Source organism: Quadrisphaera sp. KR29 (genome assembly GCF_052644995.1).
The window spans coordinates 127,155-153,108 of record NZ_JBQXXG010000001.1 but is presented as its reverse complement, the minus strand read 5'-3'; the positions used below and the strand labels follow the sequence as shown (position 1 = coordinate 153,108).

The window sequence follows — 25,954 nt, the reverse complement described above, 5'->3', positions numbered from 1 at the left end:
GCCCCGTGGACGGCCCGCGCCCGGCCACGGGAGGATCGGCGCGTGCCCCGCACCGCCCCCGCGCGCAGCCTGACGGCCGCCGTCCTCGCCCTGGTGTGCTCGCTGGCCTGCTCGGTGTGGCTGGCCGCGCCGGCGCTGGCCGAGCCGCCGCAGCGGCTCGACAGCGCGATCACCGACACCGCCGGCGTGCTCGACGAGGCCGCCGCCCAGCAGCAGCTGGAGGCCCTGCGCGACGCCGCCGGCATCGACCTGTTCGTCGTCTTCGTGGACAGTTTCGACGGCCAGGACGGCCCGGCGTGGGCGCGGGAGACCGCGCAGCGCAGCGGCCTGAGCGGCAGCGACGTGCTGCTCGCCGTCGCGGTGCAGGAGCGCTCCTTCGGCTACGAGGGCTTCGAGGGCGGCCGGCTGAGCCAGTCCCAGGTCGACGCCGTCATGACCGACGACGTCAGGCCGCGGCTCGCGGACAGCGACTGGGACGGCGCGGTGACGGCGGCGGTCAACGGCCTCGGCCGCGCCGCCGACGGCTCCGGCTCGGACGGCTCGGACGGCTCGGGCGGGAGCGGCTCGAGCGGCTCGGGCTTCCCCGTGGGCCTCGCGATCGTCGGGATCGTGCTGGTGCTCGGCCTGGGCCTGCTCGTGCTGAGCCTCATCGCCGGCGCCGCCCGCCGGCGCCGGCGCGCGGGCCGGTCCGGCGGCCCGGGCGGCAGCGGTGCACCCGGCGGCCCCCCGCAGGCGCCCCCCGTGCCGCTGCCCGAGCTGGAGCGGCAGGCGGCGGCCGCGGTGGTCGCCGCCGACGACGCCCTGGACGCCTCCGACGCCGAGCTCGGCTTCGCCCGCGCGGAGTTCGGGGACGCGGCGGTCGCCCCCTTCGTCGCCGCCGTCGAGAGGGCCCGCGCCGAGCTGGCGCAGGCCTTCGCCCTCCAGCGCCGCCTGGCCGACCCCTCCGGGTCCGGTGACGGCAGGCCGCTGGACGACGACGCCCGCCGCGCCCTGCTCACCCAGCAGCTGCAGCACGCCCGTGCCGCCGACGCCGCCCTGGACGAGCAGGCCGAGGCCTTCGAGCAGCTGCGCGACCTGCAGCGCCGCCTGCCCGAGCTGCTGCCCGCCCTGGAGGCCGACCGCGCCCGCCTCGCCGAGCGCCTGCCCGCCACCCGCCGCCAGCTGGCCGACCTGCGCTCGCGGTACGCGCCGTACGCCCTGTCCAGCGTCGAGGACGACGACGAGCAGGCCTCCCGGCTGCTCGACCTGGCCGGCCAGCAGCTGGCCACCGCCCGCGAGCGCCGCGCTGCTGGCGCCGAGGGCGAGGCGGCCGTGGCCGTGCAGGCGGTCCGCGACGCGCTGCGCCAGGCCGGGGAGCTCCTGGAGGCGGTGGACGTGCTCGGGCGCGACCTGCAGCAGTCGGTGGACGCGCTGCCGCGGGCGGTGGCCGAGCTGGAGGCCGACCTCGCCGAGGCGCGCGCGGTGCTGGGCTCGGGGGCCCGCGGCGCCGCCTCCGGCGACCTGGCCGGCGCCGTCGGGCGCGCCGAGCAGGCGACCTCCGCGGCCCGCGGCGAGGGCGCCCGCGACCCGCAGACCGCGCTGCGCCGCGTGCACGAGGCCGACGCCGCCCTCGACAGGGCGCTGGCCGGCGCCCGCGAGGAGGGGCAGCGCACCGCCCGCGCCCGCGCGCAGCTCGAGCAGGCGCTGCCCGCGGCCCGCGCAGAGGTCAAGGCCGCGCGGGCGCTGCTGCGCACCCGCCGCGGCGCCGTCGGCGGGCAGGCGCGGGCGCTGCTGGCGGGCGCGGAGGAGCAGCTGGCCACGGCCGAGCACCTCGCCGGGACGGACCCGGTGCGGGCCCTGGCGGCCGCGCAGCAGGCCGACGCCATGGCCGAGCGGGCCCAGCAGCGCGCCGACGACGACCTCGACTCCTGGTCGGGCTGGAGCAGCGGCGGCGGGTACCGCTCCGGGCAGCGCTACGGCAGCAGCGGCTCCTTCGAGGGCGCCGTCATCGGCGGCATCCTCGGCGGGATCCTGTCCGGCGGCGGAGGCGGGCGCAGCGGCGGCTTCGGCGGCAGCGGCAGCTGGGGCGGGGGCGGCGGCTTCGGCGGGGGCGGCGGCTTCGGCGGCGGTGGCGGGTCGTTCGGCGGCGGGGGGAGCTTCTGATGGTCACCGGTGCCCACGACTCCGGCGGGGTCGACGAGGCCCTGCTGCCCCTGCTGGCGCCCGGGGCGCAGCTGGAGCACCTGGTGGGCGGCTCCACCTGGACCGAGGGCCCGGTGTGGCTGCCGGACGAGGGCGACGGCGGCGTCGTGAGGTTCAGCGACATCCCGGGCGACCGGGTCCTGTTCTACGAGCCCGCCACCGGGGCCAGCGGCGTGCACCGCACCGGCGTGGAGCACACCAACGGGCGCACCCGCTGGCCGGGCGGCGGGGTGGTGCAGTGCTCCCACGGGCGGCGCCGGGTGGAGCTCGAGCGACCCGGGCCGGGCGGCGAGCCGGTGGTGACCGAGCTGGTCGGCTCCTGGCGCGGGCGGCGGCTGAACTCCCCCAACGACGTCGTCGTCGACGCGCGCGGGTCGGTGTGGTTCACCGACCCGACGTACGGGCTGTTCCAGCCCGGCGAGGGCCACCCGGGCGAGCGGGAGTACGGCGGCTGCCACGTCTTCCGGCTCGACCCCGACGGCGAGCTGGAGGCCGTGGCCACGGACCTCGAGCAGCCCAACGGGCTGGCGTTCTCCCCCGGCGAGGACCGCCTGTACGTGGCCGACACCGGGATGATCAGCGACCGCGCCGGCGACAGCGCCCACCACGTGCGCGCCTTCGACGTCGTCGTCGGTGACGACGGCCGGCGGCGCCTGACCGGCGGCGCCGTGCTGCACGTGTGCGAGCGGGGCGTCGTGGACGGGTTCCGCGTGGACACCGGAGGGCGCCTGTGGTGCTCCAGCGAGGACGCCGTGCTCGTGCTGGCCCCCAGCGGTGAGCTCATCGGGCGGGTCGCGGTGCCGGAGAAGGTCTCCAACTGCTGCTTCGGGCCGCGGAACGCCTCCGGGGGGCAGGACCTCTACGTCACCGCCTCGACGTCGCTGTACCGGATCGCCACGGCCGTGCGGGGCGCCGAGCCCCGCTGAGCCGGCGCGGGCGCAGCCGCAGGTGGCGGACGCCCATGATCACCGTGATCATGGGCGTCCGCCACCCCTGCGCGGCAGGAAGGCCGCGGGTCAGCGGCGCATGCCGCTGAGCAGCTCGACCACCTGGGCCTCGAGCTGGCGGGCGGTGTCGGACAGGCCGCGCACGCGCCCGGAGGTGGCGCTGTCGCCGCCGTCGACCGAGGTCGCCATGTCGGCGATGACCTCGCTCATCTGCGCGATGGTCTCGACCACCCGCGTGATGACGGCGACGGCGGAGCCGCTGGCGGCCTGCACGGCCTCGACCTGCTGCGTGACCTGCTCGGTGGCGCGCCCGGTCTGGTCGGCCAGGTCCTTGACCTCCGAGGCGACCACGGAGAAGCCCTTGCCGGCCTCCCCCGCGCGCGCCGCCTCGATGGTGGCGTTGAGCGCCAGCAGCCGGGTCTGGGAGGCGATGGAGTCGATGACGGCCACCACCTCGCGGATCTGGTCCGAGGAGGCGGACAGGTCCTCCATGGTGCGGCGGGCGACGTCCGCCTCGTCGGCGGCGTGCTGCGCCGAGGAGGTCGCCTGGGCCGCGGCGGCGCTGAGCACCTGCGTGGCGGCGCCGACCTCGCGGGTGGTGGAGACCGCGGAGGCCTCGAACTCCTCGGCCAGCGCCAGGCGGGCGGTGCCGGCGCTGGCGACCTCCTCCGCGGCGCGGCGGACGGCGTCACCGCCGCCGTTGATGGTGACCGCTGCCGTGCGGAAGGAGCCCGGCATGCCCCGCAGCAGGAAGCGGCGGTGGAAGCGGCCCTCGGCGGCGGCGGTCAGGGACGCGCTGGACTCGCGGACGAAGGCGTCCGTCACGTCCAGGGCGGCGTTGACCTCGTTGCGCAGCGCGGTGAGGTCGGTGGCGTCGGCGGCCCCGTCCAGGCCGGGGACGGAGCGCACGCGGGCCTCGAGGTCACCGGAGGCGACGGCGCGGCAGGTGCGGCGCACCTCGGCGAGCAGGGCGCGGTGGACGGCGAGCTCCTCGGCGGCCGTCGCGGCTGCCGCGCCGCGGCGGAAGACCGGGCTCACCGGGCACCCGCCAGCTGCGGCTCGAGGGACCACACGAACTCGTCGTAGGACCCGTGCGCGCTGGAGACCTCCTGCGCCAGCAGCGCGGCGCCCGCCGCGGTGGCGGCGCGGGCGCCGGAGTGCTTGGACTCCTCGGCCAGGACCCGGGCGTACAGCGGCTTGATGGCCGCCAGCGCCTGCGGGTGCGGGCTGCGGCGGTTGGAGTGGTAGCCCACCACCGCGCCGGAGGCGTCGAAGGACGGCGTGACGTGCGCGAGCACCCAGTAGTGCGCGCCGTCGGCGGCGAGGTTCACCACGTAGGCGAACAGCTCCTGGCGGGCCTGCACCGTGTCCCAGAGCAGCTTGAAGACCGCCCGGGGCATCTCCGGGTGGCGGATGATGTTGTGCGGCTGGCCGATCACCTGGCTCTCGGTGAACGCGCCGATGCGCAGGAAGGACTCGTTGGCGTAGGTGATGCGGCCCTGCAGGTCCGTCTTGCTCACGATGAGCTCGTCCGGTCCCAGCGTCCGCTCGACCCCTGAAGGACGTGGCATGCAGCAGTGATCGGCAGGTCGTGCCCGCGGCTGGAGCCCCCGCGGGGCAGGAGACCGCTGCGCGGCGCAGGTCGGGACCTTGGTCCCGAACCGGGCGCGGGCCCTGCCTGGCGGGGGTGCCACCGCGTCGGCCATGCTGGCGGCGTGGCCCGCCGCAGCCGCGGCAGGGCAGGCGCGAGGTGGGAGCTGGCATGGCGCAGCAGTCGCTGCTGGGACGGGTCGGGCAGCTGGTCAGGGCGAACATCAACGCCCTGATCGACCAGGCCGAGGACCCCCAGAAGATGCTCGACCAGATGGTCCGCGACTACACGCAGGCCATCCGCGAGGCCGAGCAGTCGGTGGCGCAGACCATCGGCGACCTGCGCCTCATGGAGGACGACCACGCCGAGGCCGTCGCCACGGCCAGGGAGTGGGGCGGCAAGGCGGCAGCCGCCAGCCGCAAGGCCGACTCCCTGCGCGGGGAGGGCAACGCCTCCGAGGCCGACAGGTTCGACCACCTCGCGCGGGTGGCCCTGCAGCGCCAGATCGACGCCGAGGGCCAGGCCAAGGGCTTCGAGCCGCAGATCGCCTCGCGCACCGAGGTGGTCGAGAAGCTCAAGACCGGCCTGGAGGGCATGCGCCGCAAGCTGGAGGAGCTGAGGGGCAAGCGGGACGAGCTGGTGGCGCGCTCCCGCATGGCCGCCGCGCAGTCGCAGGTGCACGACGCGGTCAAGGCCGTCGACCTCATGGACCCCACCAGCGAGGTCTCCCGCTTCGAGGAGAAGGTGCGCCGCGAGGAGGCGCGCGTGCGGGGGCAGGAGGAGCTGGCCGCCTCCAGCCTGGACGCGCAGTTCGAGGCGCTCGAGGCCGAGGGCGACGTCACCGAGGTCGAGCTGCGCCTGGCCGCGCTCAAGGGCGGCACCTCCACCGACTGACCACCACCCCTCGTCGCAACCGGGCGCCCGGTCGCGGTTCCCGGCTCCCGCGGACCGCAGCCGGGCGCTCGGCTGCGGTTCCGGGGGTGGGCTCAGGAGGCGGGCTCGGCCACCGCGGTGTCCGGGCCCTGGTCGCCGCAGCGCACCTGGCGCGCCGCAGCGACCTGCGGTCCCTCCGGGTTGATCCCCTGCAGCTCCGCCGGGGCGTCGGTGGGCCCGTTGCGCGCCTGGCGGCCGCCGTCGGACAGCTCGATGCGGGTGCGCCGGATGCCCGGCAGGTCACCCTCGGCGCCGCCGCCGGTGACGAGCAGCCCGTACAGGGCAAGGTCCGCGGCCGGGTCGGCACTGCCGGAGCCGTCGGCGGGCACGCACGCGACACCGCTGCCGTACCCGGTGAACCCCAGGTCGAAGGCGTACTGCTGCCCCTGGGCGTTCTGCGACGGCACCAGCTGGCACGCTCCTGCGCCGGTGCCTGCGCCGCTGCCGGTGACGACGGCGTACAGCGGCACCTGCCGGCCGTCGCTGAGGAGCACGACGCTCGTGGAGGCGTCCAGGCGCTGCCCGATCGCCGTCGTGCTCTGCGGTGAGGCCGAGCTGTAGGTGGTCGAGAACACCGCCCCGGACGCCGTGCGCACCCCCAGCCGCCGCTCCAGCGCGCCGCCGGAGGTGGTCGAGTCGGCCAGCCACAGCTCGTCGGCGCGGCCGTCGTGGTCGAGGTCGGCCGTGGGCGCCACCGCCGCGCCCGCCGGCACCTGCTCTCCGGTGGGCGCGCACCCCGCACCCGGCGCCCCGGGAGCGGACGACGGCGGAGCGCCCGCCGTCGTCGTGCCCTCCGCCGAGGACGCCGGTGCCGACGATGACGGCGATGACGACGGCGAGGGCGCCGAGGCGGCCGTCGGCGCCGCACCGGAGCAGGCGGCGAGCACGAAGGTCGAGGCGGCCAGCGCCGAGGCGCCGAGCACGCTGCGGGTGCGGGGAAGCTCCACCAGCCCGGTGTACACCCCGCGGCGGCGCCGCGTCGCGTCCGCCTAGCGTGGGGCGGTGACCGCGAGCACCGAGCGCACCCCCGGCGGCGACCAGCCGAGCCGCACCCCCTCCGCCGTCGACGCCTTCGCCGACAGGTACCTCACCGAGAGCGTGGAGCTCGACCCCGACATGCGGGTCTGGTACGGCCTGCCCGGGCGCACCGACGAGCCCACCGACGCCTCCCCCGAGGGGATCGGCGCCCGCGCCGAGCACGCGCGCCGCACGCTGAGGGCGCTGGAGGCGCTGGTCGCCGACCCGTCGGCGGAGCTGGACGCCACCGACGAGGTCACCGTCGCGGCCATGCGCGACAGGCTCGGCCTGGAGGTGGCCGTGCACGACGCCGGCCTCGACGTCGGCGTCCTCAACGTCATCGACTCCCCCGTGCAGGGCACCCAGGAGGTCTTCGACCTCATGCCCACCGACACCGCCGACCAGTGGGCCGCCATCGCCTCCCGCCTGGGCCGCACCGGCGACGTGCTGGGGCAGTACCGCGCCTCGCTGGCCGCGGCGCTCGCGGCCGGGCGGCCCCCGGCGCGCCGGCAGGTCGAGGCCGTGCTCGGGCAGGTCGACGGCTTCGTGGCCGACGACGGGCCCTTCGCCCGCCTCGCCGCCGGCGCCCGCCCGGACGGCGCCGACCCGTCGGCGGCGCTGGCCGCCGACCTCGCCGCCGGCGTGCGCGCCGCGCAGGAGGCGTACACCGACCTGGCGCGCCACCTGCGCGAGGACGTGCTGCCCGCGGCCCGCCAGGACGACGCCGTGGGCCGCGAGGACTACGCGCTGCTCAGCCGCCACCACGTGGGCGCCGCCCTCGACCTCGACGAGGCGTACGCCTGGGGCCTGGAGGAGGTCGCCCGCCTGGAGGCGGAGATGGCCGCCACCGCGCAGCGCATCTCCCCCGGGGCCAGCACGCGCGAGGCGATCGCCCTGCTGGAGGCCGACCCCGAGCGCCAGGTGGTGGGCACCGAGGCCCTGCAGGCGTGGATGCAGGAGCTGTCGGACAGGGCCATGGCCTCCCTGGCGGGCACCCACTTCGACGTCCCCGAGCCGGTGCGGCGCCTGGAGTGCCGCATCGCCCCGAGCTCCTCCGGCGTCATCTACTACACCCCGCCGACGGAGGACTTCTCCCGTCCCGGGCGCATGTGGTGGTCCGTGCCCCCGGGCGTGGAGCGCTTCGGCACCTGGCGCGAGCGCACCACCGTCTTCCACGAGGGGGTGCCCGGCCACCACCTGCAGATCGGGCAGACCATGTACCGGTCGGCCACGCTGAACCGCTGGCGCCGGATGATGTGCTTCACCTCCGGCCACGCCGAGGGGTGGGCGCTGTACGCCGAGCGCCTCATGTCCGACCTGGGCTGGCTGGAGGACCCGGCCGACCACCTCGGCATGCTCGACGGGTCGCTGTTCCGGGCGGCGCGCGTCGTCGTCGACATCGGCCTGCACCTGGGCCTGCAGGCCCCCGCGGAACTGGGCGGTGGGACCTGGGACGCCGAGAAGGTCTGGCGGTTCCTCTCCAGCCACACCTTCCAGGCCGAGGAGTTCCTGCGCTTCGAGCACCTGCGCTACCTGGGCTGGCCCGGGCAGGCGCCGGCGTACAAGCTCGGCGAGCGGGTGTGGCTGCAGCTGCGCGCCGAGGCCCAGCAGCGCGCCGCGGCGGCGGGCCGGGAGTTCGAGCTGGCGGCGTGGCACCGCCGCGCCCTCGACGTCGGCTCGGTCCCCCTCGACGTCCTGCGCCAGGCCCTCGCCGCCTGACCAGCCCGCGCCGACCCTCCTCCGTGATCATGGGCGTCCGCCACCTTCGAGGGTGGCGAACGCCCATGATCACGACGGGGAGGTGGTGGCCTCGGGGAACAGATCCGGCGGCGACGGTGCTGGGTCACAGGTGCGCGCTGACGGGGAGGCCTGGCAGGCCTGCGGGCGCCGGGGCGAGCAGCTGACCCGGCGCCTCCACGTCGACCTCCTGCGCACCGCGAGCGACGCCTGTCGCTGACCGACGGCCCGCAGCGGCCGCCCGTCACGCCCCCGTCGCCCGACCCGAAGGCTGCTCCCGTGTCCTCTGCTGCCCCCGCGCCCTCCGAGGCGCCCGAGCGCCCGCGCTCGTCGTCCCCGCTCTCCCGCCTGAGGCGCGTCCCGTTCGGCGCGCAGGTCATCGCCGGCCTCGTGCTCGGCGTCGTCCTCGGCCTGGTGGCCCGCCAGATGGGGCCCGTCGTCGACGGCGCGCCCGACAACTGGCTGGTCACCACCCTCGACACCATCGGCTCGACCTTCGTCACGCTGCTCGTGGCGCTCGTGCCGCCGCTGGTGCTGCTGGCGGTCATCACCTCCATCGCCAACCTGCGCCAGGTCGCCGGCGCCGCGCGCCTGGCCGGCCAGACCCTGCTGTGGTTCGCCATCACCGCCGCCGTCTCGGTCGCCATCGGCCTGACCATCGGCCTGGTCACCGACCCGGGCACCCGCTCGGGCGTCTCGGCCGACGCCGCCGCCGAGCCGAGCCGCACCGGCTCCTGGCTCGACTTCCTCCAGGGGGTCGTCCCCAGCAACTGGCTGGGCCTGGGCGCCAGCACCAGCACGACGACGACGGGGGCGGGCGCCGACCTGGCCGTCAGCTCCACCACGTCGCTGAGCTTCAACGTGCTGCAGCTCATCGTCATCGCGATCGCCGTCGGCGTCGCCGCCCTCAAGACCGGCGAGAGGGCGGAGCCCTTCCTCGCCTTCGCGCGCAGCGCCCTCGCCGTCGTCCAGACGGTGCTGTGGTGGGTCATCCGGCTGGCGCCGCTCGGCACCGTCGGACTGCTCGGCCGCGCCGTGGCCACCTACGGCTGGGACGCGCTGAGCCCGCTGGGCGTCTTCGTCGTCGACGTCTACGTCGGCCTGGCGCTGGTGCTGTTCGTGCTCTACCCGGTGCTGCTCAAGGCCCACGGCCTGGGGGTGCGCCGCTTCTTCGCGGGCGCGTGGCCGGCGATCTCGCTGGCCTTCGTCTCCCGCTCCTCGGTGGGCACCATGCCCGTCACCGAGCGCGTCACCGAGCGCAACCTCGGCGTGCCCCGCGCGTACACGAGCTTCGCGGTGCCGCTCGGCGCGACCACCAAGATGGACGGCTGCGCCGCCATCTACCCGGCCATCGCCGCGATCTTCGTGGCGGGCTTCTTCGGCGTGGACCTGTCCTGGACCGACTACCTGCTCATCGCCTTCGTCTCCGTGGTCGGCTCGGCCGCGACGGCGGGCCTGACGGGCGCCACCGTGATGCTCACGCTGACGCTGTCGACCCTCGGGCTGCCGCTGGCGGGCGTGGGCCTGCTGCTGGCCATCGACCCGATCCTCGACATGGGCCGCACCGCGGTGAACGTCGCCGGCCAGGCGCTGGTGCCGACCATCGTCGCCAAGCGCGAGGGCATCCTCGACCGCGAGCGCTACGACGGCCGCACCCTGCCGACCTTCCTGTCCGAGGGCGAGGAGCGCGCCGCCGAGCAGCGCGCCGCGCAGGGCACCGACGACGCCCTCGTGGGCGCCGGCTCGGGCGGCTCCCCCGCCGCCCGCGGCTGACAGCACCGCCCGTCCGGGAGACTGCGGCCCCGTGAGCACCACCCCCGAGGTCGTCATCGAGCCCGCGCCGCCGACCGCCCCCGAGGCGGCGGCGGCGCGCGCTGCCTTCGCCGCCGACGTCTCCGCCGCCATGGGCACCACCTGGCAGCTCGCGGCCGACGCCGACCGCGACCTGGTCGGCCCCGCGGGCGCCTTCTGGCTGGCGCGGCGCACGGACGGGGAGGTGGTCGGCTGCGTCGGCGCCCGCGCCGTCGACCTCGCCGACGGGCCCGCCGTGGAGGTCAAGCGGCTGTGGGTCTCGGCCGCCGCGCGGGGCCTGGGCCTGGGCGCGCGGCTCCTCGCCGCGGTGGAGGACTGGGCGCGGGACCGCGGCGCCACCCGGCTGGTGCTCGACACCCGCTCCGAGCTCGAGGCGGCCACCCGCCTCTACCGCCGCAGCGGCTGGGCGGAGGTGCCGGCGTACAACGACAACGCCGACGCCCAGCTGTGGTTCTCCAAGAGGGTGGGCTGACCGCCCGCGACGCCCGTCAGGGGCTCGGGCGATGTGCTCCGGCTCGGCCAGCGCCGCCCGCTCGGCTAGCGTCCCCGCACGTGACTGCTGCTGCCGGGGGCGCCGGGCGCCCCGTGCTCCTGCTCGCCTCCGCCTCCCCCGCCCGCGCCGCCACGCTGCGCGCCGCGGGCGTGGAGCCGCTGGTGCTGGTCTCCGGCGTCGACGAGCCGGCTGTCGTGGAGCGCTACGGCGTCACCGACCCCCAGGACGTCGCCCTCGTGCTGGCCAAGGCCAAGGCCGAGGACGTCGCCGCGCGCTGGGAGGAGGCCGACGGCGCCCCCGACGGCGGGGTCCTCGTGGTCGGGTGCGACTCGGTGCTGGAGCTGGACGGGCAGGCGTTCGGCAAGCCCGCCGACGCCGCGCAGGCCCTGGAGCGCTGGAAGGGCATGCGCGGGCGCAGCGGCGTCCTGCACACCGGCCACTGGCTCGTCGACGCCCGCGAGGACGACGACGGCCCGGTCACCGGGGCCACGCTCGGCGCCGTCGCCTCGACCACCGTGCACTTCGCGGACGTCACCGACGCCGAGCTGGAGGCCTACGTGGCCACCGGGGAGCCGCTGGCGGTGGCCGGCGCCTTCACCCTCGACGGCCTGGGCGGCGCGTTCGTGCGCGGGGTCGAGGGGGACCCGCACACCGTCGTCGGCATCGGGCTGCCGCTGCTGCGCGAGCTGCTCGGCGAGGTCGGCGTCCGCTGGACCGACCTGTGGGCGCTCCGCCCCTGACACCCGGTTGCGGCAGGGGGCGGGTGGGTAGGGGGCGCGCATGTCGTCAGCGACCCACGCACCCTCCGGCCTGAAGGTCGGCTACAAGCTCGCCACCGAGGCCTTCGACCCCAAGGAGGTCGTCCGCCAGGCGGTGGCCGCCGAGCAGGCGGGCTTCGACTTCGTCGAGATGAGCGACCACTACCACCCGTGGCTGGAGAGCCAGGGGCACTCCGGCTTCACCTTCGCGATGCTCGCGAACATCGCCGCCAGGACCGAGCGGATCGGCCTGGTCACCGGCGTGACGTGCCCGTCCTACCGGTACCACCCGGCGATCGTGGCGCAGGCCGCGGCCACGCTGCAGATCCTGTCCGACGGGCGCTTCACCCTCGGCGTCGGCGCGGGTGAGCGCCTCAACGAGCACGTCGTCGGCGAGCCCGCCTTCCGCGGCGTGCACGAGCGCCACGAGCGCTTCCGCGAGGCGCTGGAGATCATCCGCCTGCTGTGGCAGGGCGGCTACCAGTCCTACTCCGGCAAGCACCTGCAGCTGGAGGACGCCCGCGTCTTCGACCTGCCCGAGCAGCTGCCGGTCATCGCGGTCGCCGGCTCCGGCCCGGCCTCGGCGAAGCTGGCCGCCGACCTCGGCGACGGCCTGTTCGGCACCGAGCCGGACGGCGACTTCGTCAGCGCCTGGAAGGGCGACGGCGGCTCCGGGCCCGTGTACGGCGAGGTGCCGCTGGCCTGGGCGAAGACCGAGGACGAGGCGGTCGAGGCGGTGCTGGAGAAGAGCCGCTGGGCGCTGACCGGCTGGAAGGTCATGGCCGAGCTGCCCAACCCCGTCAACTTCGACGCCGCGTCGGCCTTCGTCACCAAGGCCGACGTCGCCGGGCAGTTCGCGTGCGGACCGGACCTGGCCAAGCACGTCGCCAACGGCCAGCAGTTCGTCGACGCCGGCTACGACCACCTCGTGGCGCAGAACGCCGGTCCGGACCCCGACGGCTTCCTGGAGTTCGCGTCCTCCGAGCTGATCCCGGCGTTCCGGGCGCTCACCCCGTCGTCGTCCTCCTGACCCTCGCCGCCCCCGCGTGATCATGGGCGCTGGCCACCCTGGCGGGGTCAGAGCAGGGGCAGGGAGACCGTCGCGAAGGAGTGCGCGGGCAGGTCGACCACCAGCACGCCGTCCTCGACGCGGGCGCCGTCGAAGGCGCGCGGGGCCACGGCGTCGATGTGCTCGGGGGTGTTGTGCGCCTGCAGCGCGTCAGCGGTGAGCAGCCGGGCGGTCGGCTCGCCCACGGAGGCGCCCCGCAGGTCCAGGCGCACCGTCACGGGCGCGTCCGCGTCGAGGTTCGTCAGCGACACGAGCGCAGCGCCGTCCTTGGTGCTGGCCGAGACCGACACCGTGGTGAGCTCGACGTCGCTGCGGTCCAGCGCGTGCCCGCCGATGCCGACCACGCCCGGCACGGTGCGCGTCGGCGCGGCGCCGCGCAGGTGCACCGCCAGGTGCGCTGCGTCCTGGTGGCCCTTGTTCATCTCGAACACGTGGTAGCTGGGGGTCAGCACCAGCGCACCCGACTCCTCGTCGGTGAGGATCATCGCCTGCAGCACGTTGACGGTCTGCGCGATGTTGGCCATGACCAGCCGGTCGGCGTGGCGGTGGAAGCCGTCGAAGTGCACCGAGGCGACCAGCGCGTCGCGCAGCGCGTTCTGCTGGTAGAGGAAGCCGGGGTTGGTGCCCGGCTCGACGTCGAACCATGTGCCCCACTCGTCGAGCACCAGGCCGACGCGCTTCTCCGGGTCGTAGGCGTCCATGACCTTCGCGTGCCCGGCCAGCACGGACTCGACGCGCTGGGCCTGCGCCATGGTCGCGTAGTACTCGTCGACGTCGAACTGCGTCGCGCTGCCCTTGTGGTCCCAGGGCCCGGGCACGGTGTAGCAGTGGAAGGAGATCGCCTGGAAGCTCGAGTTGCCGTGGCCGAGCACCTCGCCGTCGCCCAGGGCGCGGCCAAGGGCCTTCATGAGGACCTCGGTCCAGCGGTAGTCGGCGTTCGTGGCGCCGGCGGCGATCCGGTAGAGCTTGTTGTCGCCCATGTCGCGGCTGTAGGTGGCGAACTGGCGGGCCAGGTCGGCGTAGGCCTCGGCGCTCATGTTGCCGCCGCAGCCCCACGGCTCGTTGCCCAGGCCCCAGTAGGTGACCTTCCACGGCTCGTCGCGGCCGTTGGCGCGGCGCAGCGCGGCCATGGGCGAGTCGTCGGCGCGAGTGAGGTACTGCACCCAGTCGCTGGTCTCGGCGACGGTGCCGGAGCCGACGTTGGCGCTGATGTACGGCTCGGTGCCCAGCAGCTCGCACAGGTGCATGAACTCGTGGGTGCCGAAGGAGTTGTCCTCCACGACGTCGCCCCAGTGGCTGTTGACCATGCGCGGGCGCTGCTCGCGCGGGCCGATGCCGTCCTTCCAGTGGTAGTCGTCCGCGAAGCAGCCGCCCGGCCAGCGCAGGTTGGGGATGTCCAGGGCGCGCAGCGCCTCCACCACGTCCAGGCGGATGCCGCCCTCGTGGGGGACGTCGGAGCCCTCGCCCACGTAGAAGCCGCCGTAGATGCAGCGGCCCAGGTGCTCGGAGAAGTGGCCGTACACGTGGCGGCTGATGGTGTGGCCCGGGAGGTCGAGGTCGACGACGCCCTCGACGGTGGTGGGGGCGGACGCGCTGGCGGCGGGGGTGGTGCTCACGGGGCTCCTCGGTGCAGCGTTGCGGACCAGGGTGGTTTATCGATACAACCAACAGCGGTGCGACCCTGTCAAGGCGCGCCCCGGGGCCGCGGGAGAGGGTGCAGCAGATGACCACGATGCGCGACGTCGCCGCCGAGGCGGGCGTCTCCCCCATGACGGTCTCCAACGTCCTGGCCGGGCGCCCGAACGTCAGCGAGGAGACGCGCCGCCGGGTCCTGGACGTCGTCGAGCGCACCGGCTACCGGGTCAACACCGCCGCGCAGAGCCTGCGGCGCGGGCGCACGAGCATCGTGGGGCTGGCGGTCCCGGAGGTGGACAGCCACTACTTCGGCCTGCTCGCGGCCCGGCTGATCGCGCGCCTGGCGCCCGAGGGGCTGCGCGTGGTGGTCGAGCAGACCGGCGCCAGCCGCGAGGGTGAGCTGGCCGCCATCACCGCCTCGCGCGTCAACGCCTACGACGGGCTGGTCCTGTCCGCGGTCGGGCTGGACCCCGACGACGTGCTGTCCATGGCGGGCGACCTGCCCGTCGTCGTGCTCGGCGAGCGCCAGGACGTCACCCGCTTCGACCACGTCGAGATGGCCAACACCGAGGGCGCGGCCGCCGCCACCCGCCTGCTGCTGCAGCAGGGGTGCCGCCGCCTCGTGGCGCTCGGCATGCCCGGCCTCGACGCCCTCGGGGCGCTCGACGACGCCGCGCGCACGCACGGCCCCGGCCACCACGGGGACGCCTTCCGGCTGAGGGCCCTGGGCGTGCGCGAGGCCGTCGGCGCCGTCCCCGGCGCCCTGGCCCTGGCCGTGCAGGGGGCGCGCAGCACGCCGGCCACCGGCGCGCAGCTGGTGGGCGAGGCGCTGCGGCGGCTGCCCGACCTCGACGGGCTCGTCTGCGCCACCGACAGCCTGGCCATCGGCGCGCTGCGGGGCCTGGCCGACGCGGGCCGGCGCGTGCCGGACGACGTCCTGGTGGTCGGCTTCGACGACGTCACCGACGCCGCCTACACCGTGCCGTCGCTGACCAGCGTCTCCCCCGGGCACGACGTCATGGTCGAGCAGACGGCCCGGCTGCTGCTGCGCCGCATCGCCGACCGCGGCGCTCCGCCGGAGCGCTTCGTCAGCCCCTTCACCGTGGTCGAGCGGGAGTCCACGCGCCGTCCCTGACCTGCCACCAGGTGTCGGAACCCAGGCAGGAGGTGTCGGAACCGGGACTGGGTTCCGACACCTCGCGGCAGGGTTCCGACACCTCCCGGCAGCCCATCAACCCTGAGGTGGCTCAACCTATCGGTAGCAGAACTATCGACAGCAGCGCTACCGATGCCCTACCGTCACGCCCGTGCGCATCTCCGAGCTCGCCGAGCGCAGCGGCACAGCACCAGCCACGATCAAGTTCTACGTCCGGGAGGGGCTGCTCCCCCCGGCGGACAAGACCGGGTACAACCAGGTCTCCTACGGCGAGGAGCACGTGCGCCGCCTGCACCTCGTGCGGGCCCTCGTCGAGGTCGGGGGTCTGCCGATCGCCCGGGTGCGCGCCGTCGTCGCTGCCGTCGACGACCCCGGGGCCAGCCTCACCGAGGTGATGGGCGCGGCCCAGCACGCCCTCCCGGGGCGGGAGGCGGCGTCGCCGCCGTCCCCGGCGTCGGTGGCCGCCGTCCAGGAGGTGGTGGCAGCCCAGGGCTGGGTGGTCGAGGACGGCAACCCCGGCCTGGCCCAGGCGGCCGCCGTGCTGGACGGCTGGGCGGCCATCGACCGCAAGGACCTCTTCGACGGCCTGCCCGCCTACGCCCGCGCCGCTGAGCTCATCGCCCGCGCCGACCTGGCCCTGGTCTGGCCCGACGCGGCCGACCGCGACCGCAGCGCGGAGACGGTCGTGGTGGGCACCCTGCTCGGCGACGCCCTCGTCGCGGGGCTGCGCCGCATCGCCCAGGAGCACGTGGCGCACTCCACCCGCCCCACCGCCAGCACCACCACCCCGCCGACCCCGTCCGAGGAGCCGTCATGACCGCCTCCGCCCTGCGCCGCTCCCCCCTCGTCTGGCTGTCCGCCGCGATGCTCGTCCTCGCGGTGCCCACCGCCGTCCTCGCCGTGCTGGACCCCTCGCAGGTCACCGGCGCCGGCCGGTGGGTCAAGCCGCTGAAGTTCGAGCTCTCGGTCGCCCTCTACGCGGTGACCCTCGCGTGGCTGGTGACGCGCCTGCGCCGGGGCCGGCGCCTGGCCGGCGCGCTGGGGACGGTCGCCGCGGCGCTGCTGCTCGTCGAGATGGTCGTCATCGTCGGCGCGGCGGCGCTGGGGACGACGAGCCACTTCAACGTCTCCACCCCCGCCCACGCGGCCGCCTTCGCCGTCATGGGCGTGAGCATCGCGGCGGTGTGGCTCATCACCGCGGTCGTCGGCGCGCTGCTGTGGCGCAGCCCCTCCGGCGACGCCGCCTTCGACCTCGGGGTGCGCGCCGGCGTGGTCATCGCCCTGGCCGGCATGGCCGTCGCCTTCCTCATGACCTCCCCCACCGCCGGGCAGCTGGCCGACTTCCGCGGCGTCGCCGGCGCGCACACCGTGGGCGCCGCCGACGGCGGGCCCGGACTGCCCCTGCTGGGCTGGAGCACCGTGGCCGGCGACCTGCGCGTGCCCCACTTCGTGGGCATGCACGCGCTGCAGGGGCTGCCCCTGCTCGTGCTGGCGCTCACCCTGGCCGCCGGGCGCTGGCCCGCGGCGGCCGCGCTGCTGACCCCGCCCGTCCGGGTGCGGCTGGTGTCCCTGGTCAGCGCCGGCTGGGCCGCCGCGCTGGGCCTGCTGACCTGGCAAGCGCTCGCCGGCCAGTCCGTGGTGGCTCCCGCCGGTGCCGTGCTGGCCGCCGGGACCGCGACGGCCGCGGGGCTCGTCGCGGCCGCCGCCGTCGTCCTGGTGCGGGCCCGCCGCGCGGCGGAGCACCGGGCCGCGGGCGACCCGGCGGTGCCCGCCGCGGCCGCTCCCTGAGCCGCCCGCGGCGCGCTAGCCCTTGACGGCGCCGGCGGTCATGCCCGCGACGATCTGCCGGTTGAAGAACACGTACATCACCAGCGGCGGGATGGTGATGAGCAGGATGTTCATGAAGAGCAGGTTGAAGCTGGTGTTGAACTGGCTCTGGAAGTTGAACAGCGTCAGCTGCACCGTGGCGTTCTGCTCACCGGGCAGGAAGTACAGGGGGTTGGCGAAGTCGTTGAAGACGGCCACCGACTGCACCACCACGACCGTGACCATGACCGAGCGCAGCAGCGGCAGGACCACCCGGAAGAACAGGCGCAGAGGCCCGGCGCCGTCGATGATGGCCGCCTCGTCCAGCTCGCGCGGGATCGAGGAGATGAACGCGCGGAACAGCAGGATCGAGAACGACAGCCCGAAGGCCACCTCGACGAGGATGAGCCCGGGCAGCGTGCCGAACAGGCCGATGCCCTGCAGCACCCAGATGGTGGGCACCACGGCCGGCGGCACGATGAGCCCCGCCAGCACGAGGAAGTTGATGAGCCCGGTCCACCGCGTCACGCGGCGCTGCAGCACGAAGGCCACCATCGCGCCGAGCAGGACCATCACGGTCACGGAGGCCACCGTGAGCACCGTGCTGTTGATGAAGGCGATGATGAGGATGAAGTCGCGCGCCCGCAGCACCTCCAGGAAGTTCTCCACGAACTGCGGCTGCTCGGGCCAGGAGAACCGCAGGCGGGAGGCGTCGGTGGCGTCCTTGCCGGCCTGCAGCACGATGAAGGCGAAGGGCACGAGGAAGACGACGACGCTGGCGAGGATCGCGAGGACCCCGACCCACCAGCGCTGCGCGGTGCGCATCACAGCGCCACCTCCTTCTTGGCCAGCCAGCGGGTCAGCGGGACGACGATCGCGGTGACGACGACGAAGAGCACGACGTTGCCCGCGGTGGACAGGCCGTAGAAGCCGGCCTGGTACTGCTTGTAGATGACCGACGCGATGACGTCGGAGGTGAAGCCCGGCCCGCCGCGCGTCATGGCCCAGATGAGGTCGAAGGAGCGCAGCCCCCCGATCAGGCTGAGGGTGACGACGGTGGAGGTCGCGGGCCACGACAGCGGCAGCGTGATGTTGCGGAACCGCTGCCAGGCGGAGGCGCCGTCGACGGCGGCAGCCTCGGTGTACTCCTGCGGGATCGAGACGATGCCTGCGATGTAGATGACGGTGGCCAGCCCGACGCCCTTCCAGACGTCGACCAGCGCGACCGACAGCAGGGCGATCTGCGGGTCGGTCAGCCACCCCGGCCCGGTCAGGCCCACGAGGCCGATGACCTCGTTGATGAGGCCGCGGGTCGGGTTCATCAGCGCGGTGAAGGTGATGCCCACGCCGATGGTGGAGACGAGCACCGGGAAGAACACCACCGAGCGCAGGTACCCGCGCCCGACGATCTGGCTGGTGAGCAGCACCCCGAGGGCCATGCCGAGCACCACCTTGAGGCCGGAGGTCACCACGCCGTAGATGAGCGTGTTGGTGAAGCCCTTGACGAGGGCGGGCTCGCGGAAGAACTGCACGAAGTTGCCGAGCCCGATGAACTCCGAGCTGGTGAAGTTCCAGCGGGTGAGGCTGAAGTAGAAGGAGGCGAACGTCGGCAGCAGGAAGATGCCGATGTAGATGACCGCCGCGGGCAGGTAGAACCAGCTCGGGTAGGGGCTGCCGCGGCGACCGCGGCGCGTCGTCCGCGCTGTGGGCCTCGGGGCCGGGGGCACCGGCGGGAGCGCCGTCGTGGTGCTGGCCACAGCTCCTCCTGGGGTCGTGGAGTTCGGGGCTGGCGGGGGGCCGCCCCGACCCGCGCGGTGCGGGCCGGGGCGGGTGGGGGTGGCTGTCACCAGCCCGGGAGGCCGAGCTGCTGGGCCTGCTTCTCGACGTCCTGGTCGTACAGCGCCGCGCCCTCGGCGGCAGTGCTGATGCCCGAGCCGACCTGGACGGTGATCTGCTCCAGGGCCGGGCCCTTCACCGGGGAGAGGAACTCCAGCGCCGGGCTCTGCTTGTCGCCGTCGAAGTAGGCGCTGACGTCCTTGGTCAGCTGCGGGACGTCGGTGGGCAGGGTGCACTCGGTGATCGGGTAGGGACCGGTCGGCGTGTTCGCCTCGCTCTGGACGTCGCACGCCTGCGGCGTGGTCATGAAGTCGAGGAACTCCTTGACCGCGTCGAGCTTGGCGCCGGTGGTGCTGCTCGGGACGTACAGGCCGTTGGCGGCCCAGGACGTGAGGCCGTTGGTGGCCGCGTCGTCGCCGGGGAGGGCGAAGAAGCCGACGTCGTCGATGTTGTCCGGCGCCGCGGTCTGGAGGCCCGCGACCACGGCGGAGAGCATCGGGTACTGGGCCCCCGTGCCCTCGGCCACCATGCGCAGGCCGTCGGCGTTGGTCGCGGAGGCGAAGTCCTCGTTCATGAGGCCGAGGTCGTGCACCTGCTGCTGGTGCTCGAAGCCCTTGATGGCGACCGGGTCGGTGGCGAACTTGACCCTGTTGGCCGTGAAGTCGTCGGCCCAGGTCGGCTCGGCGGCGGCCACGTTGTGGAAGTCGCCGAGGACGAACAGCTGCGAGGTCCACGTGTCGCCGTAGGTCTGGATGATGGGCGCGACGTCCTTGCCCGAGTCCTTGATCTTCTGGCTGTTGTCGATGAACTGCTGCCAGGTGGTCGGGACCTGCAGCCCCAGCTCCTGGTAGACGGGGATGTTGTAGAGGACGCCGCCGCCGAAGCTCGTGCCGAACGGCACCCCGTACAGGTCACCGCCCGCTGAGACGTTGGGCTTCCACGCCTCGTCGATGCGGGAGGCGAAGTCCTCGTCGGTGAGCGGGGTGAGGTTCTTGGTGGGGTCGATCTGCTGGAAGAGCGAGCCGGAGTTGTACAGGAAGACGTCGGCCATGGTCCCGGTCGACAGGCGCGTCTTGATGAGGTTGTCCCCGTCGCCGCCGCCCGGGCGGGTCTCCACCGAGATGCTGATGTCGGGGTGGTCGGCCTCGAAGGCGTCGACGAGGGCCTGGGCGACGTCGGCCGTGCCGGCGCCGTTGTCGACGAGGAAGGTGATGGCGGTCGAGCCGCCCTCCCCGTCGCCGGAGGAGGAGCCGAGCGAGCCGGCGCTGCAGCCGGTGAGCACGAGCGGGGCGGCCACCAGGGCCGCGAGCAGGCGGGAGCGGTGCACCTTCACGAGGTCTCCTCGTCGAGACGGGCGACAGCGGGAGGCTTCCCGCCGTCGTCAATGAATCGTTTCAGTGCGGGGAACGTACGCTCACCGCCACGGCGTCGTCAAGCAGTTCCGCGTAACGGATCAGCACGCCGCGGGCGGATGCGTCCCCGGCGCTCCCGGCGCTCCCACCGCGGAGCGCGCGGTCAGCTGCTCCGGTCAGTGGTCGCGCGGGACGCGCGGGTCGACTCGCGGACGACGAGCTCCGGGGTGAACTGGACGTGGCGGACCGGACCCACCACCCCTTCGTCGTCGGAGCCCTCGACGACGTCGAGCAGCAGCTCCACCGCAGTCCGGCCGAGGAGCTCGCGCGGCTGGCGCACCGACGTGAGCGGCACAGCTGCGGTGCCGGCGTAGCCGATGTCGTCGTAGCCGACCAGCGCCAGCTCCTCCGGGACGCGCACCCCGCGGCGCACGCACTCGTTGAGCACGCCCAGCGCCAGGAGGTCGTTGGCGCAGAAGACCGCCGTCGGCCGCCGTGCGGGGTCGGGCCAGCGGTCGAACAGGGCGGCCGCGGCGGCGCTGCCGGCGCGCACCGACATGTCGTCGCTCGGCACCACCTCGACCCGGGCGCCCCCCAGCGCAGCGGCGCGAAGCCCGGAGAGCCTGTCGCGCACCTGCCCCAGGTGGTCGGGCCCCCCGACGAAGGCGATGACGCGGTGCCCGCGCTCCAGGAGGTGCTCCCCCGCCATCTGCCCGCCGCGCACGTCGTCGACCGCCACCGAGGGGGTGGTGGCCCACTCGGCGACCCTGTCCACCAGCACCACCGGTGTCCCGCGGCGCTCGAGCTCCTCGGCTGCGGCGTTCCCGCTGTCGCGCACCGGGGAGAGCAGGACGCCCATGACGCGCTGCGCCTCCAGGCGCGCCAGGTGGCGCGCCTCCCGCTCAGCCCTGCCGCCGCTGTTGGAGACGACGACGAGGGCGCCGACGGCCTCTGCGGCCTCCTCGGCCCCGGCGATGACGTCGGCGAAGAAGGGGTTGGCGACGTCGAGCACGACGAGCGCGATGGTGCGCGAGGACCCTGCGCGCAGCTGGCGGGCCGACTCGTTGCGCACGTAGCCGAGCCGCTCGACCGCCGCCTCGACGAGCGCGCGCTTGGCGGGGCTGACGCTGTCGGGGCGGTTGAGGACGTTGCTCACGGTGCCGACGGACACGCCGGCCTCGCGCGCGACGTCCTTGATGCCCACGACCACGACGGCACGCTAGCCGCCCCCGGGGTGACCGAGGCGCTCCGTGCCGCCGGGCGGACGACCCTGGGGGCGTTGACGCGGCCCGGACGGCGCGGCTAGCGTGGCTGAATCGTTTCACCGACGTGATGGGAGCTCTCCCGTGTCACACCTGCGCGACGAGGCGCTGGCAGCCCTGGCCCAGCAGACCATCGAGCTCCCCAGCTGGGCGTTCGGCAACTCCGGCACCCGCTTCAAGGTGTTCTCCACGCCCGGCGTCCCCCGAGACCCCTTCGAGAAGGTCAGCGACGCGGCGCAGGTGCACCGCCACACCGGCGCCGCTCCCCGCGTCAGCCTGCACATCCCGTGGGACCTCGTCGACGACTACGGCAAGCTCGCCGCCCACGCCGCCGACGAGGGCGTCACCATCGGGGCCATCAACTCCAACGTCTTCCAGGACGACGACTACCGGCTCGGCTCCCTCACCAACGCCGACCCCCGGGTCCGCGCCAAGGCCGTCGCGCACCACGTGGCGTGCATCGACGTCATGCGCCAGACCGGCTCCAAGGACCTCAAGATCTGGCTGGCGGACGGCCTGAACTACCCCGGCCAGGACGACCTTCGCGCCCGCCAGGACCGCCTGGCGGAGTCCCTCCGGCTGGTCTACGCCGAGCTGGACGCCGACATGCGCCTGCTCCTGGAGTACAAGTTCTTCGAGCCCGCCTTCTACGCCACCGACGTGCCCGACTGGGGCACGTCGCTGCTGCACTGCCTGGCCCTGGGCGAGCGCGCCGCCGTCGTCCTCGACACCGGCCACCACGCGCCCGGCACCAACATCGAGTTCATCGTCGTGCAGCTGCTGCGAGCCGGCCGCCTGGGCGCCTTCGACTTCAACAGCCGCTTCTACGCCGACGACGACCTCATCGTCGGCGCCGCCGACCCCTTCCAGCTGTTCCGCATCATGAGCGAGATCGTGGCCGCCGACGCGCTGCGCCCGGACTCCGGCGTGAACTTCATGCTCGACCAGTGCCACAACATCGAGCCGAAGGTCCCCGGCCAGATCCGGTCCGTGATGAACGTCCAGGAGGCCACCGCGAAGGCGCTGCTGGTCGACAGGGAGGCGCTCGCCGCCGCACAGGCCGACGGTGACGTGCTCGGCGCCAACGGCGTGCTCATGGACGCCTACAACACCGACGTGCGCGGCCTGCTCGCCGACCTGCGCGAGAGCCGCGGGCTGCCGCGCGACCCCTACGCCGCCTTCGCCGCCACCGGCTACCTGGAGCGCATCGCCGCTGAGCGCATCGGCGGGGCGCAGGCCAGCTGGGGGGCCTGAGCTGGCCCGGCCCGGCGGTGCCGCGGCGCTGCCACCGGGGCGCGCGTGGCGGCGGGCGGCGCCTCCTGGTCGGTCGGCGACCTCGACGACGCCTCCGGCCGCGCCTGCCTCGAGGCCGCCCTGGACGCCGGCGTGCAGGTGGTCGACACGGCCGGCGCCTACACCCGGGCGGACTCCGCCCACCACAACGAGGAGCTGGTCGCCGACGTCCTCGCCCGCCGGTACGGCACCGCGTCGCTCGGCGACGCCGCCGACCCGTCCCACGGGGGCCGCCCCGTGGTGGTCACCAAGGTGGGCCACCACCGCACGGGGGCCGCCAGCTGGGACGTCGACGCCCGCCCCGAGGTGCTGCACCGGGACGTGCGCGGCTCGCTGCGGGCGCTGCGCGCCGAGGCGCTCGACGTGTGCCTGCTGCACTGGCCGGACCCGGCCGTGCCGCTCGAGGAGAGCGTGGGCGCGCTGGCCGACGCCCAGCGCGAGGGCCTGGTGCGGGCGGTGGGCGTCTCGAACGCCACCGCCGAGCAGCTGGACGCCCTGCTCGGCGCCCCGGGGGCTGACGGCGCTGCCGTCGCCGTCCTGCAGACCCGCCTGTCGGCCCTCGAGGCCGCGCCGGCCCCCGGGACGCAGGCCCTGCTGGCACTGTGCGAGCGGGCCGGCGTCCAGGTCATGGGCTACGCCCCCTTCGGCGGTCCGGGTCGGCTGTGGCGGGCCCTGGCCGCCCGGGGAGGCGACGCCGGAGCGGCCGAGCCCTCCCCCCTGGCGGAGCTGGCGCGCGCGTGGGGCTGCTCCGCGCACCAGCTGCTGCTGGCCTGGCTGCTCCAGGCCCACCCCCGCCTCACGGCGGTGGTCGGCAGCACCCGACCCGCGTCCGCACGCGAGGCCGCCGCGGCGGGCGCACCGGACCACCCCCTCGCCCACCTCACCGCGGGGCAGCACCGCGACCTCTCGGCAGCCGTGGCCGAGCTCCACGCCCGCACCGCCACCACCCAGGGCAGCGCGCCCTCCGACTCCTCCGAGGACCACCGATGAACCCCACCGCCGCCGCGCTGGTCGCCCGCTCCCACCGGCTGGGGGCGGACCCGGCGAACACCAACTACGCCGGCGGCAACACCTCCGCCAAGGGCACCGCCACCGACCCGGTCACCGGGGCCGACGTCGACCTGCTGTGGGTCAAGGGCTCCGGCGGGGACCTCGGCACCCTCACCGAGGCCGGCCTGGCGGTGCTGCGGCTGGACCGGGTGCGCGCCCTGCGCGGGGTCTACCCGGGCGTGGAGCGCGAGGACGCCATGGTCGCCGCCTTCGACCACTGCCTGTTCGGCAAGGGCGGCGCCGCGCCGTCGATCGACACCGCCATGCACGCCCTGGTCGAGGCCGCCCACGTGGACCACCTGCACCCCGACGCCGGCATCGCCATCGCCACCGCCGCCGACGGCGAGGCGCTGACGAAGGAGGTCTTCGGAGACCGGGTGGTGTGGGTGCCGTGGCGGCGCCCCGGCTTCCAGCTGGGGCTGGACATCGCCACCGTCAAGGATGCCCACCCCGACGCGGTCGGGTGCATCCTCGGCGGGCACGGCATCACCGCCTGGGGCGAGACCTCCGAGGAGGCCGAGGCGAACTCCCTGTGGATCATCTCCACGGCCCAGGCGCACATCGACGCCAGGACCGCCGAGCTCGCCGGCCAGGGGCGCCACCCGTTCGGCGCCGAGCGAGAGGGCTTCGAGGCGCTGCCCGAGGCCGAGCGCCGCGCCCGCGCCGCCGCCCTGGCCCCCACGATCCGCGGGCTCGCCTCCCACGACCACCCCGTCGTCGGCCACTACTCCGACGACCCGCGGGTGCTCGACCTCCTGGCGCGCGAGGCCCTCCCCCGCCTGGCAGAGCTGGGCACGTCCTGCCCGGACCACTTCCTGCGCACCAAGGTCAAGCCGATGGTCCTGGACCTGCCGGCCACCGCGACGGTCGAGGAGTCCGTCGCACGGCTGCGCGAGCTCCACGCCGCCTACCGCGAGGACTACCGGGCCTACTACGAGCGCCACGCCACCACCGACGGGCCCGGCGCCAGCCCGGCCATGAGGGGCGCCGACCCAGCCGTCGTCCTCGTGCCCGGGGTGGGGATGTTCTCCTTCGGCAAGGACAAGCAGACCGCCCGTGTGGCCGGGGAGTTCTACCTCAACGCCGTCAACGTCATGCGCGGCGCCGAAGCCGTCTCCACCTACTCCCCCATCGACGAGGCGGAGAAGTTCCGCATCGAGTACTGGGCCCTGGAGGAGGCCAAGCTCGCCCGCCTGCCGGAGCCGAAGTCGCACGCGACCCGCATCGCCCTGGTCACCGGTGCGGCTTCCGGGATCGGCAAGGCCATCGCCACCCGCCTGGCCTGCGAGGGCGCCTGCGTCGTCATCGCCGACCTCGACGCGGACAAGGCCCAGGCGACCGCGGAGGAGGTCGCCGCCCACGTCGGGGCCAGGGTGAGCAGCGACGTCGCCATCGGCGTCGCGGCGGACGTCACCGACGAGGACGCCGTCGCCGCGGCCGTCGAGGCGACGGTCCTGGCGTTCGGGGGGATCGACCTCGTGGTCAACAACGCCGGGCTGTCCCTGTCCAAGCCGCTGCTGGAGACCACCGCCGCCGACTGGGACGTGCAGCACGACGTGATGGCCAAGGGCTCCTTCCTGGTCTCCAAGGCCGCCGCGAAGCCGCTCATCGAGCAGGGCCTGGGCGGCGACGTGGTGTACATCTCGAGCAAGAACTCCGTCTTCGCCGGGCCGAACAACATCGCCTACTCCGCCACCAAGGCCGACCAGGCCCACCAGGTGCGCCTCCTGGCGGTGGAGCTGGGTGAGCACGGGGTGAAGGTCAACGGCATCAACCCCGACGGGGTGGTGCGCGGCTCGGGCATCTTCGCGGCCGGGTGGGGCGCCAACCGCGCCAAGACCTACGGCATCGAGGAGCAGGACCTCGGGAAGTTCTACGCCCAGCGCACCATCCTCAAGCGCGAGGTGCTGCCCGAGGACGTCGCCAGCGCCGTCGCGGCGATCACCGGCCCGGACTTCAGCCACACCACCGGCCTGCACGTGCCCGTCGACGCCGGCGTCGCCGCCGCCTTCCTGCGATGAGCCGG

The 25,954-nt window shown here is 74.9% G+C and carries 23 protein-coding genes; 15 read left to right on the top strand and 8 right to left on the bottom strand.

Features of this window, described 5'->3' with window-relative positions; translation table 11 throughout:
* Positions 1–42 precede the first annotated feature (42 nt).
* Both ACUN9U_RS00645 and ACUN9U_RS00640 read left to right on the top strand, forming a co-directional pair.
* A complete protein-coding gene (locus tag ACUN9U_RS00645) occupies positions 43–2,142 on the top strand; it encodes a TPM domain-containing protein (RefSeq protein WP_445482988.1) in 2,100 nt (699 codons plus the stop codon).
* The gene (locus ACUN9U_RS00640; RefSeq protein WP_445482986.1) at positions 2,142–3,107 is read left to right on the top strand and encodes an SMP-30/gluconolactonase/LRE family protein; all 966 of its coding nucleotides are present in this window, start codon (positions 2,142–2,144) and stop codon (positions 3,105–3,107) included. Before ACUN9U_RS00645 ends, ACUN9U_RS00640 begins: the two co-directional genes overlap by 1 nt.
* Before the next feature lie 90 nt (positions 3,108–3,197).
* Here ACUN9U_RS00640 and ACUN9U_RS00635 read toward each other — a convergent pair whose 3' ends face one another.
* On the bottom strand, positions 3,198–4,166 hold the full coding sequence (locus tag ACUN9U_RS00635; RefSeq protein WP_445482985.1) for a methyl-accepting chemotaxis protein: 969 nt from the start codon (positions 4,164–4,166) through the stop codon (positions 3,198–3,200).
* Positions 4,163–4,699, bottom strand: a complete 537-nt coding sequence (locus tag ACUN9U_RS00630; RefSeq protein ID WP_445482984.1) for a PAS domain-containing protein — start codon at positions 4,697–4,699, stop codon at positions 4,163–4,165. Before ACUN9U_RS00630 ends, ACUN9U_RS00635 begins: the two co-directional genes overlap by 4 nt.
* 191 nt (positions 4,700–4,890) lie before the next feature.
* Here ACUN9U_RS00630 and ACUN9U_RS00625 point away from each other — a divergent pair, with 191 nt between their 5' ends.
* Positions 4,891–5,613 carry a PspA/IM30 family protein gene (locus tag ACUN9U_RS00625; protein WP_445482983.1) on the top strand — a complete coding sequence of 241 codons (723 nt, stop codon included), beginning with the start codon at positions 4,891–4,893 and terminating at the stop codon, positions 5,611–5,613.
* Between the two features lie 92 nt (positions 5,614–5,705).
* Here ACUN9U_RS00625 and ACUN9U_RS00620 read toward each other — a convergent pair whose 3' ends face one another.
* Positions 5,706–6,347, bottom strand: coding sequence for a hypothetical protein (locus tag ACUN9U_RS00620; RefSeq protein ID WP_445482982.1), 642 nt, complete (start codon positions 6,345–6,347; stop codon positions 5,706–5,708).
* Between ACUN9U_RS00620 and ACUN9U_RS00615 the strand changes: the two genes are divergently transcribed.
* The 6 genes from ACUN9U_RS00615 (at position 6,337) to ACUN9U_RS00590 (ending at position 12,499) form a co-directional block, all read left to right on the top strand.
* Complete coding sequence (locus ACUN9U_RS00615; RefSeq protein WP_445482981.1) at positions 6,337–6,645, top strand: hypothetical protein; 309 nt, start codon at positions 6,337–6,339, stop codon at positions 6,643–6,645. The two genes, ACUN9U_RS00620 and ACUN9U_RS00615, sit on opposite strands and share 11 nt — an antisense overlap.
* A gap of 9 nt (positions 6,646–6,654) precedes the next feature.
* Positions 6,655–8,388 (top strand): DUF885 domain-containing protein, encoded by a 1,734-nt coding sequence (locus ACUN9U_RS00610; RefSeq protein WP_445482980.1) that lies wholly within the window; start codon positions 6,655–6,657, stop codon positions 8,386–8,388.
* A gap of 444 nt (positions 8,389–8,832) precedes the next feature.
* Complete coding sequence (locus ACUN9U_RS00605; protein WP_445483197.1) at positions 8,833–10,179, top strand: dicarboxylate/amino acid:cation symporter; 1,347 nt, start codon at positions 8,833–8,835, stop codon at positions 10,177–10,179.
* Positions 10,180–10,210: 31 nt separating this feature from the next.
* Positions 10,211–10,690 carry a GNAT family N-acetyltransferase gene (locus ACUN9U_RS00600; protein WP_445482979.1) on the top strand — a complete coding sequence of 160 codons (480 nt, stop codon included), beginning with the start codon at positions 10,211–10,213 and terminating at the stop codon, positions 10,688–10,690.
* Positions 10,691–10,770: 80 nt separating this feature from the next.
* Positions 10,771–11,451: a Maf family protein gene (locus ACUN9U_RS00595; protein WP_445482978.1), complete on the top strand. Its 681-nt coding sequence runs from the start codon at positions 10,771–10,773 to the stop codon at positions 11,449–11,451.
* A gap of 70 nt (positions 11,452–11,521) precedes the next feature.
* Positions 11,522–12,499: a TIGR03557 family F420-dependent LLM class oxidoreductase gene (locus tag ACUN9U_RS00590; RefSeq protein WP_445483196.1), complete on the top strand. Its 978-nt coding sequence runs from the start codon at positions 11,522–11,524 to the stop codon at positions 12,497–12,499.
* A gap of 47 nt (positions 12,500–12,546) precedes the next feature.
* Here ACUN9U_RS00590 and ACUN9U_RS00585 read toward each other — a convergent pair whose 3' ends face one another.
* Positions 12,547–14,154, bottom strand: a complete 1,608-nt coding sequence (locus ACUN9U_RS00585; protein ID WP_445482977.1) for an alpha-N-arabinofuranosidase — start codon at positions 14,152–14,154, stop codon at positions 12,547–12,549.
* 107 nt (positions 14,155–14,261) lie between these two features.
* Here ACUN9U_RS00585 and ACUN9U_RS00580 point away from each other — a divergent pair, with 107 nt between their 5' ends.
* From ACUN9U_RS00580 to ACUN9U_RS00570, 3 genes are all read left to right on the top strand, one after another.
* Positions 14,262–15,308, top strand: coding sequence for a LacI family DNA-binding transcriptional regulator (locus ACUN9U_RS00580; RefSeq protein ID WP_445482976.1), 1,047 nt, complete (start codon positions 14,262–14,264; stop codon positions 15,306–15,308).
* 172 nt (positions 15,309–15,480) lie between these two features.
* Positions 15,481–16,146, top strand: coding sequence for a MerR family transcriptional regulator (locus ACUN9U_RS00575; RefSeq protein ID WP_445482975.1), 666 nt, complete (start codon positions 15,481–15,483; stop codon positions 16,144–16,146).
* Positions 16,143–17,117, top strand: coding sequence for a hypothetical protein (locus ACUN9U_RS00570; RefSeq protein WP_445482974.1), 975 nt, complete (start codon positions 16,143–16,145; stop codon positions 17,115–17,117). The genes ACUN9U_RS00575 and ACUN9U_RS00570 overlap by 4 nt, the downstream gene beginning before the upstream one ends.
* A gap of 15 nt (positions 17,118–17,132) precedes the next feature.
* Here the strand turns inward: ACUN9U_RS00570 and ACUN9U_RS00565 are convergent, their stop codons facing one another.
* The 4 genes from ACUN9U_RS00565 to ACUN9U_RS00550 form a co-directional block, all read right to left on the bottom strand.
* Positions 17,133–17,960, bottom strand: coding sequence for a carbohydrate ABC transporter permease (locus ACUN9U_RS00565; protein ID WP_445483195.1), 828 nt, complete (start codon positions 17,958–17,960; stop codon positions 17,133–17,135).
* Entirely contained in the window at positions 17,960–18,892 is a 933-nt protein-coding gene (locus tag ACUN9U_RS00560) for a carbohydrate ABC transporter permease (protein ID WP_445482973.1), read from the bottom strand. The genes ACUN9U_RS00565 and ACUN9U_RS00560 overlap by 1 nt, the downstream gene beginning before the upstream one ends.
* Positions 18,893–18,978: 86 nt before the next feature.
* Positions 18,979–20,304: an ABC transporter substrate-binding protein gene (locus ACUN9U_RS00555; protein WP_445482972.1), complete on the bottom strand. Its 1,326-nt coding sequence runs from the start codon at positions 20,302–20,304 to the stop codon at positions 18,979–18,981.
* A gap of 182 nt (positions 20,305–20,486) precedes the next feature.
* A complete protein-coding gene (locus ACUN9U_RS00550) occupies positions 20,487–21,533 on the bottom strand; it encodes a LacI family DNA-binding transcriptional regulator (protein ID WP_445482971.1) in 1,047 nt (348 codons plus the stop codon).
* A 136-nt stretch (positions 21,534–21,669) separates the two neighbouring features.
* Here ACUN9U_RS00550 and rhaI point away from each other — a divergent pair, with 136 nt between their 5' ends.
* Genes rhaI through ACUN9U_RS00535 form a run of 3 tightly spaced genes read left to right on the top strand, consistent with a single transcriptional unit; the run spans position 21,670 to position 25,949 of the window.
* Positions 21,670–22,839 (top strand): L-rhamnose isomerase, encoded by a 1,170-nt coding sequence (gene rhaI, locus ACUN9U_RS00545; protein ID WP_445482970.1) that lies wholly within the window; start codon positions 21,670–21,672, stop codon positions 22,837–22,839.
* 45 nt (positions 22,840–22,884) lie between these two features.
* A complete protein-coding gene (locus ACUN9U_RS00540) occupies positions 22,885–23,868 on the top strand; it encodes an aldo/keto reductase (RefSeq protein ID WP_445482969.1) in 984 nt (327 codons plus the stop codon).
* Positions 23,865–25,949, top strand: a complete 2,085-nt coding sequence (locus ACUN9U_RS00535) for a bifunctional aldolase/short-chain dehydrogenase (protein ID WP_445482968.1) — start codon at positions 23,865–23,867, stop codon at positions 25,947–25,949. Before ACUN9U_RS00540 ends, ACUN9U_RS00535 begins: the two co-directional genes overlap by 4 nt.
* The last annotated feature ends 5 nt before the right edge of the window (positions 25,950–25,954 follow it).

Coding starts and splice junctions, on each gene's coding strand:
- ACUN9U_RS00640 (WP_445482986.1), top strand. CDS start 2,142: ATGGTCACCGGTGCCCACGACTCCGGCGGGGTCGACGAGGCCCTGCTG.
- ACUN9U_RS00630 (WP_445482984.1), bottom strand. CDS start 4,699: ATGCCACGTCCTTCAGGGGTCGAGCGGACGCTGGGACCGGACGAGCTC.
- ACUN9U_RS00625 (WP_445482983.1), top strand. CDS start 4,891: ATGGCGCAGCAGTCGCTGCTGGGACGGGTCGGGCAGCTGGTCAGGGCG.
- ACUN9U_RS00605 (WP_445483197.1), top strand. CDS start 8,833: ATGGGGCCCGTCGTCGACGGCGCGCCCGACAACTGGCTGGTCACCACC.
- ACUN9U_RS00580 (WP_445482976.1), top strand. CDS start 14,262: ATGACCACGATGCGCGACGTCGCCGCCGAGGCGGGCGTCTCCCCCATG.
- ACUN9U_RS00570 (WP_445482974.1), top strand. CDS start 16,143: ATGACCGCCTCCGCCCTGCGCCGCTCCCCCCTCGTCTGGCTGTCCGCC.
- ACUN9U_RS00565 (WP_445483195.1), bottom strand. CDS start 17,960: ATGCGCACCGCGCAGCGCTGGTGGGTCGGGGTCCTCGCGATCCTCGCC.
- ACUN9U_RS00535 (WP_445482968.1), top strand. CDS start 23,865: ATGAACCCCACCGCCGCCGCGCTGGTCGCCCGCTCCCACCGGCTGGGG.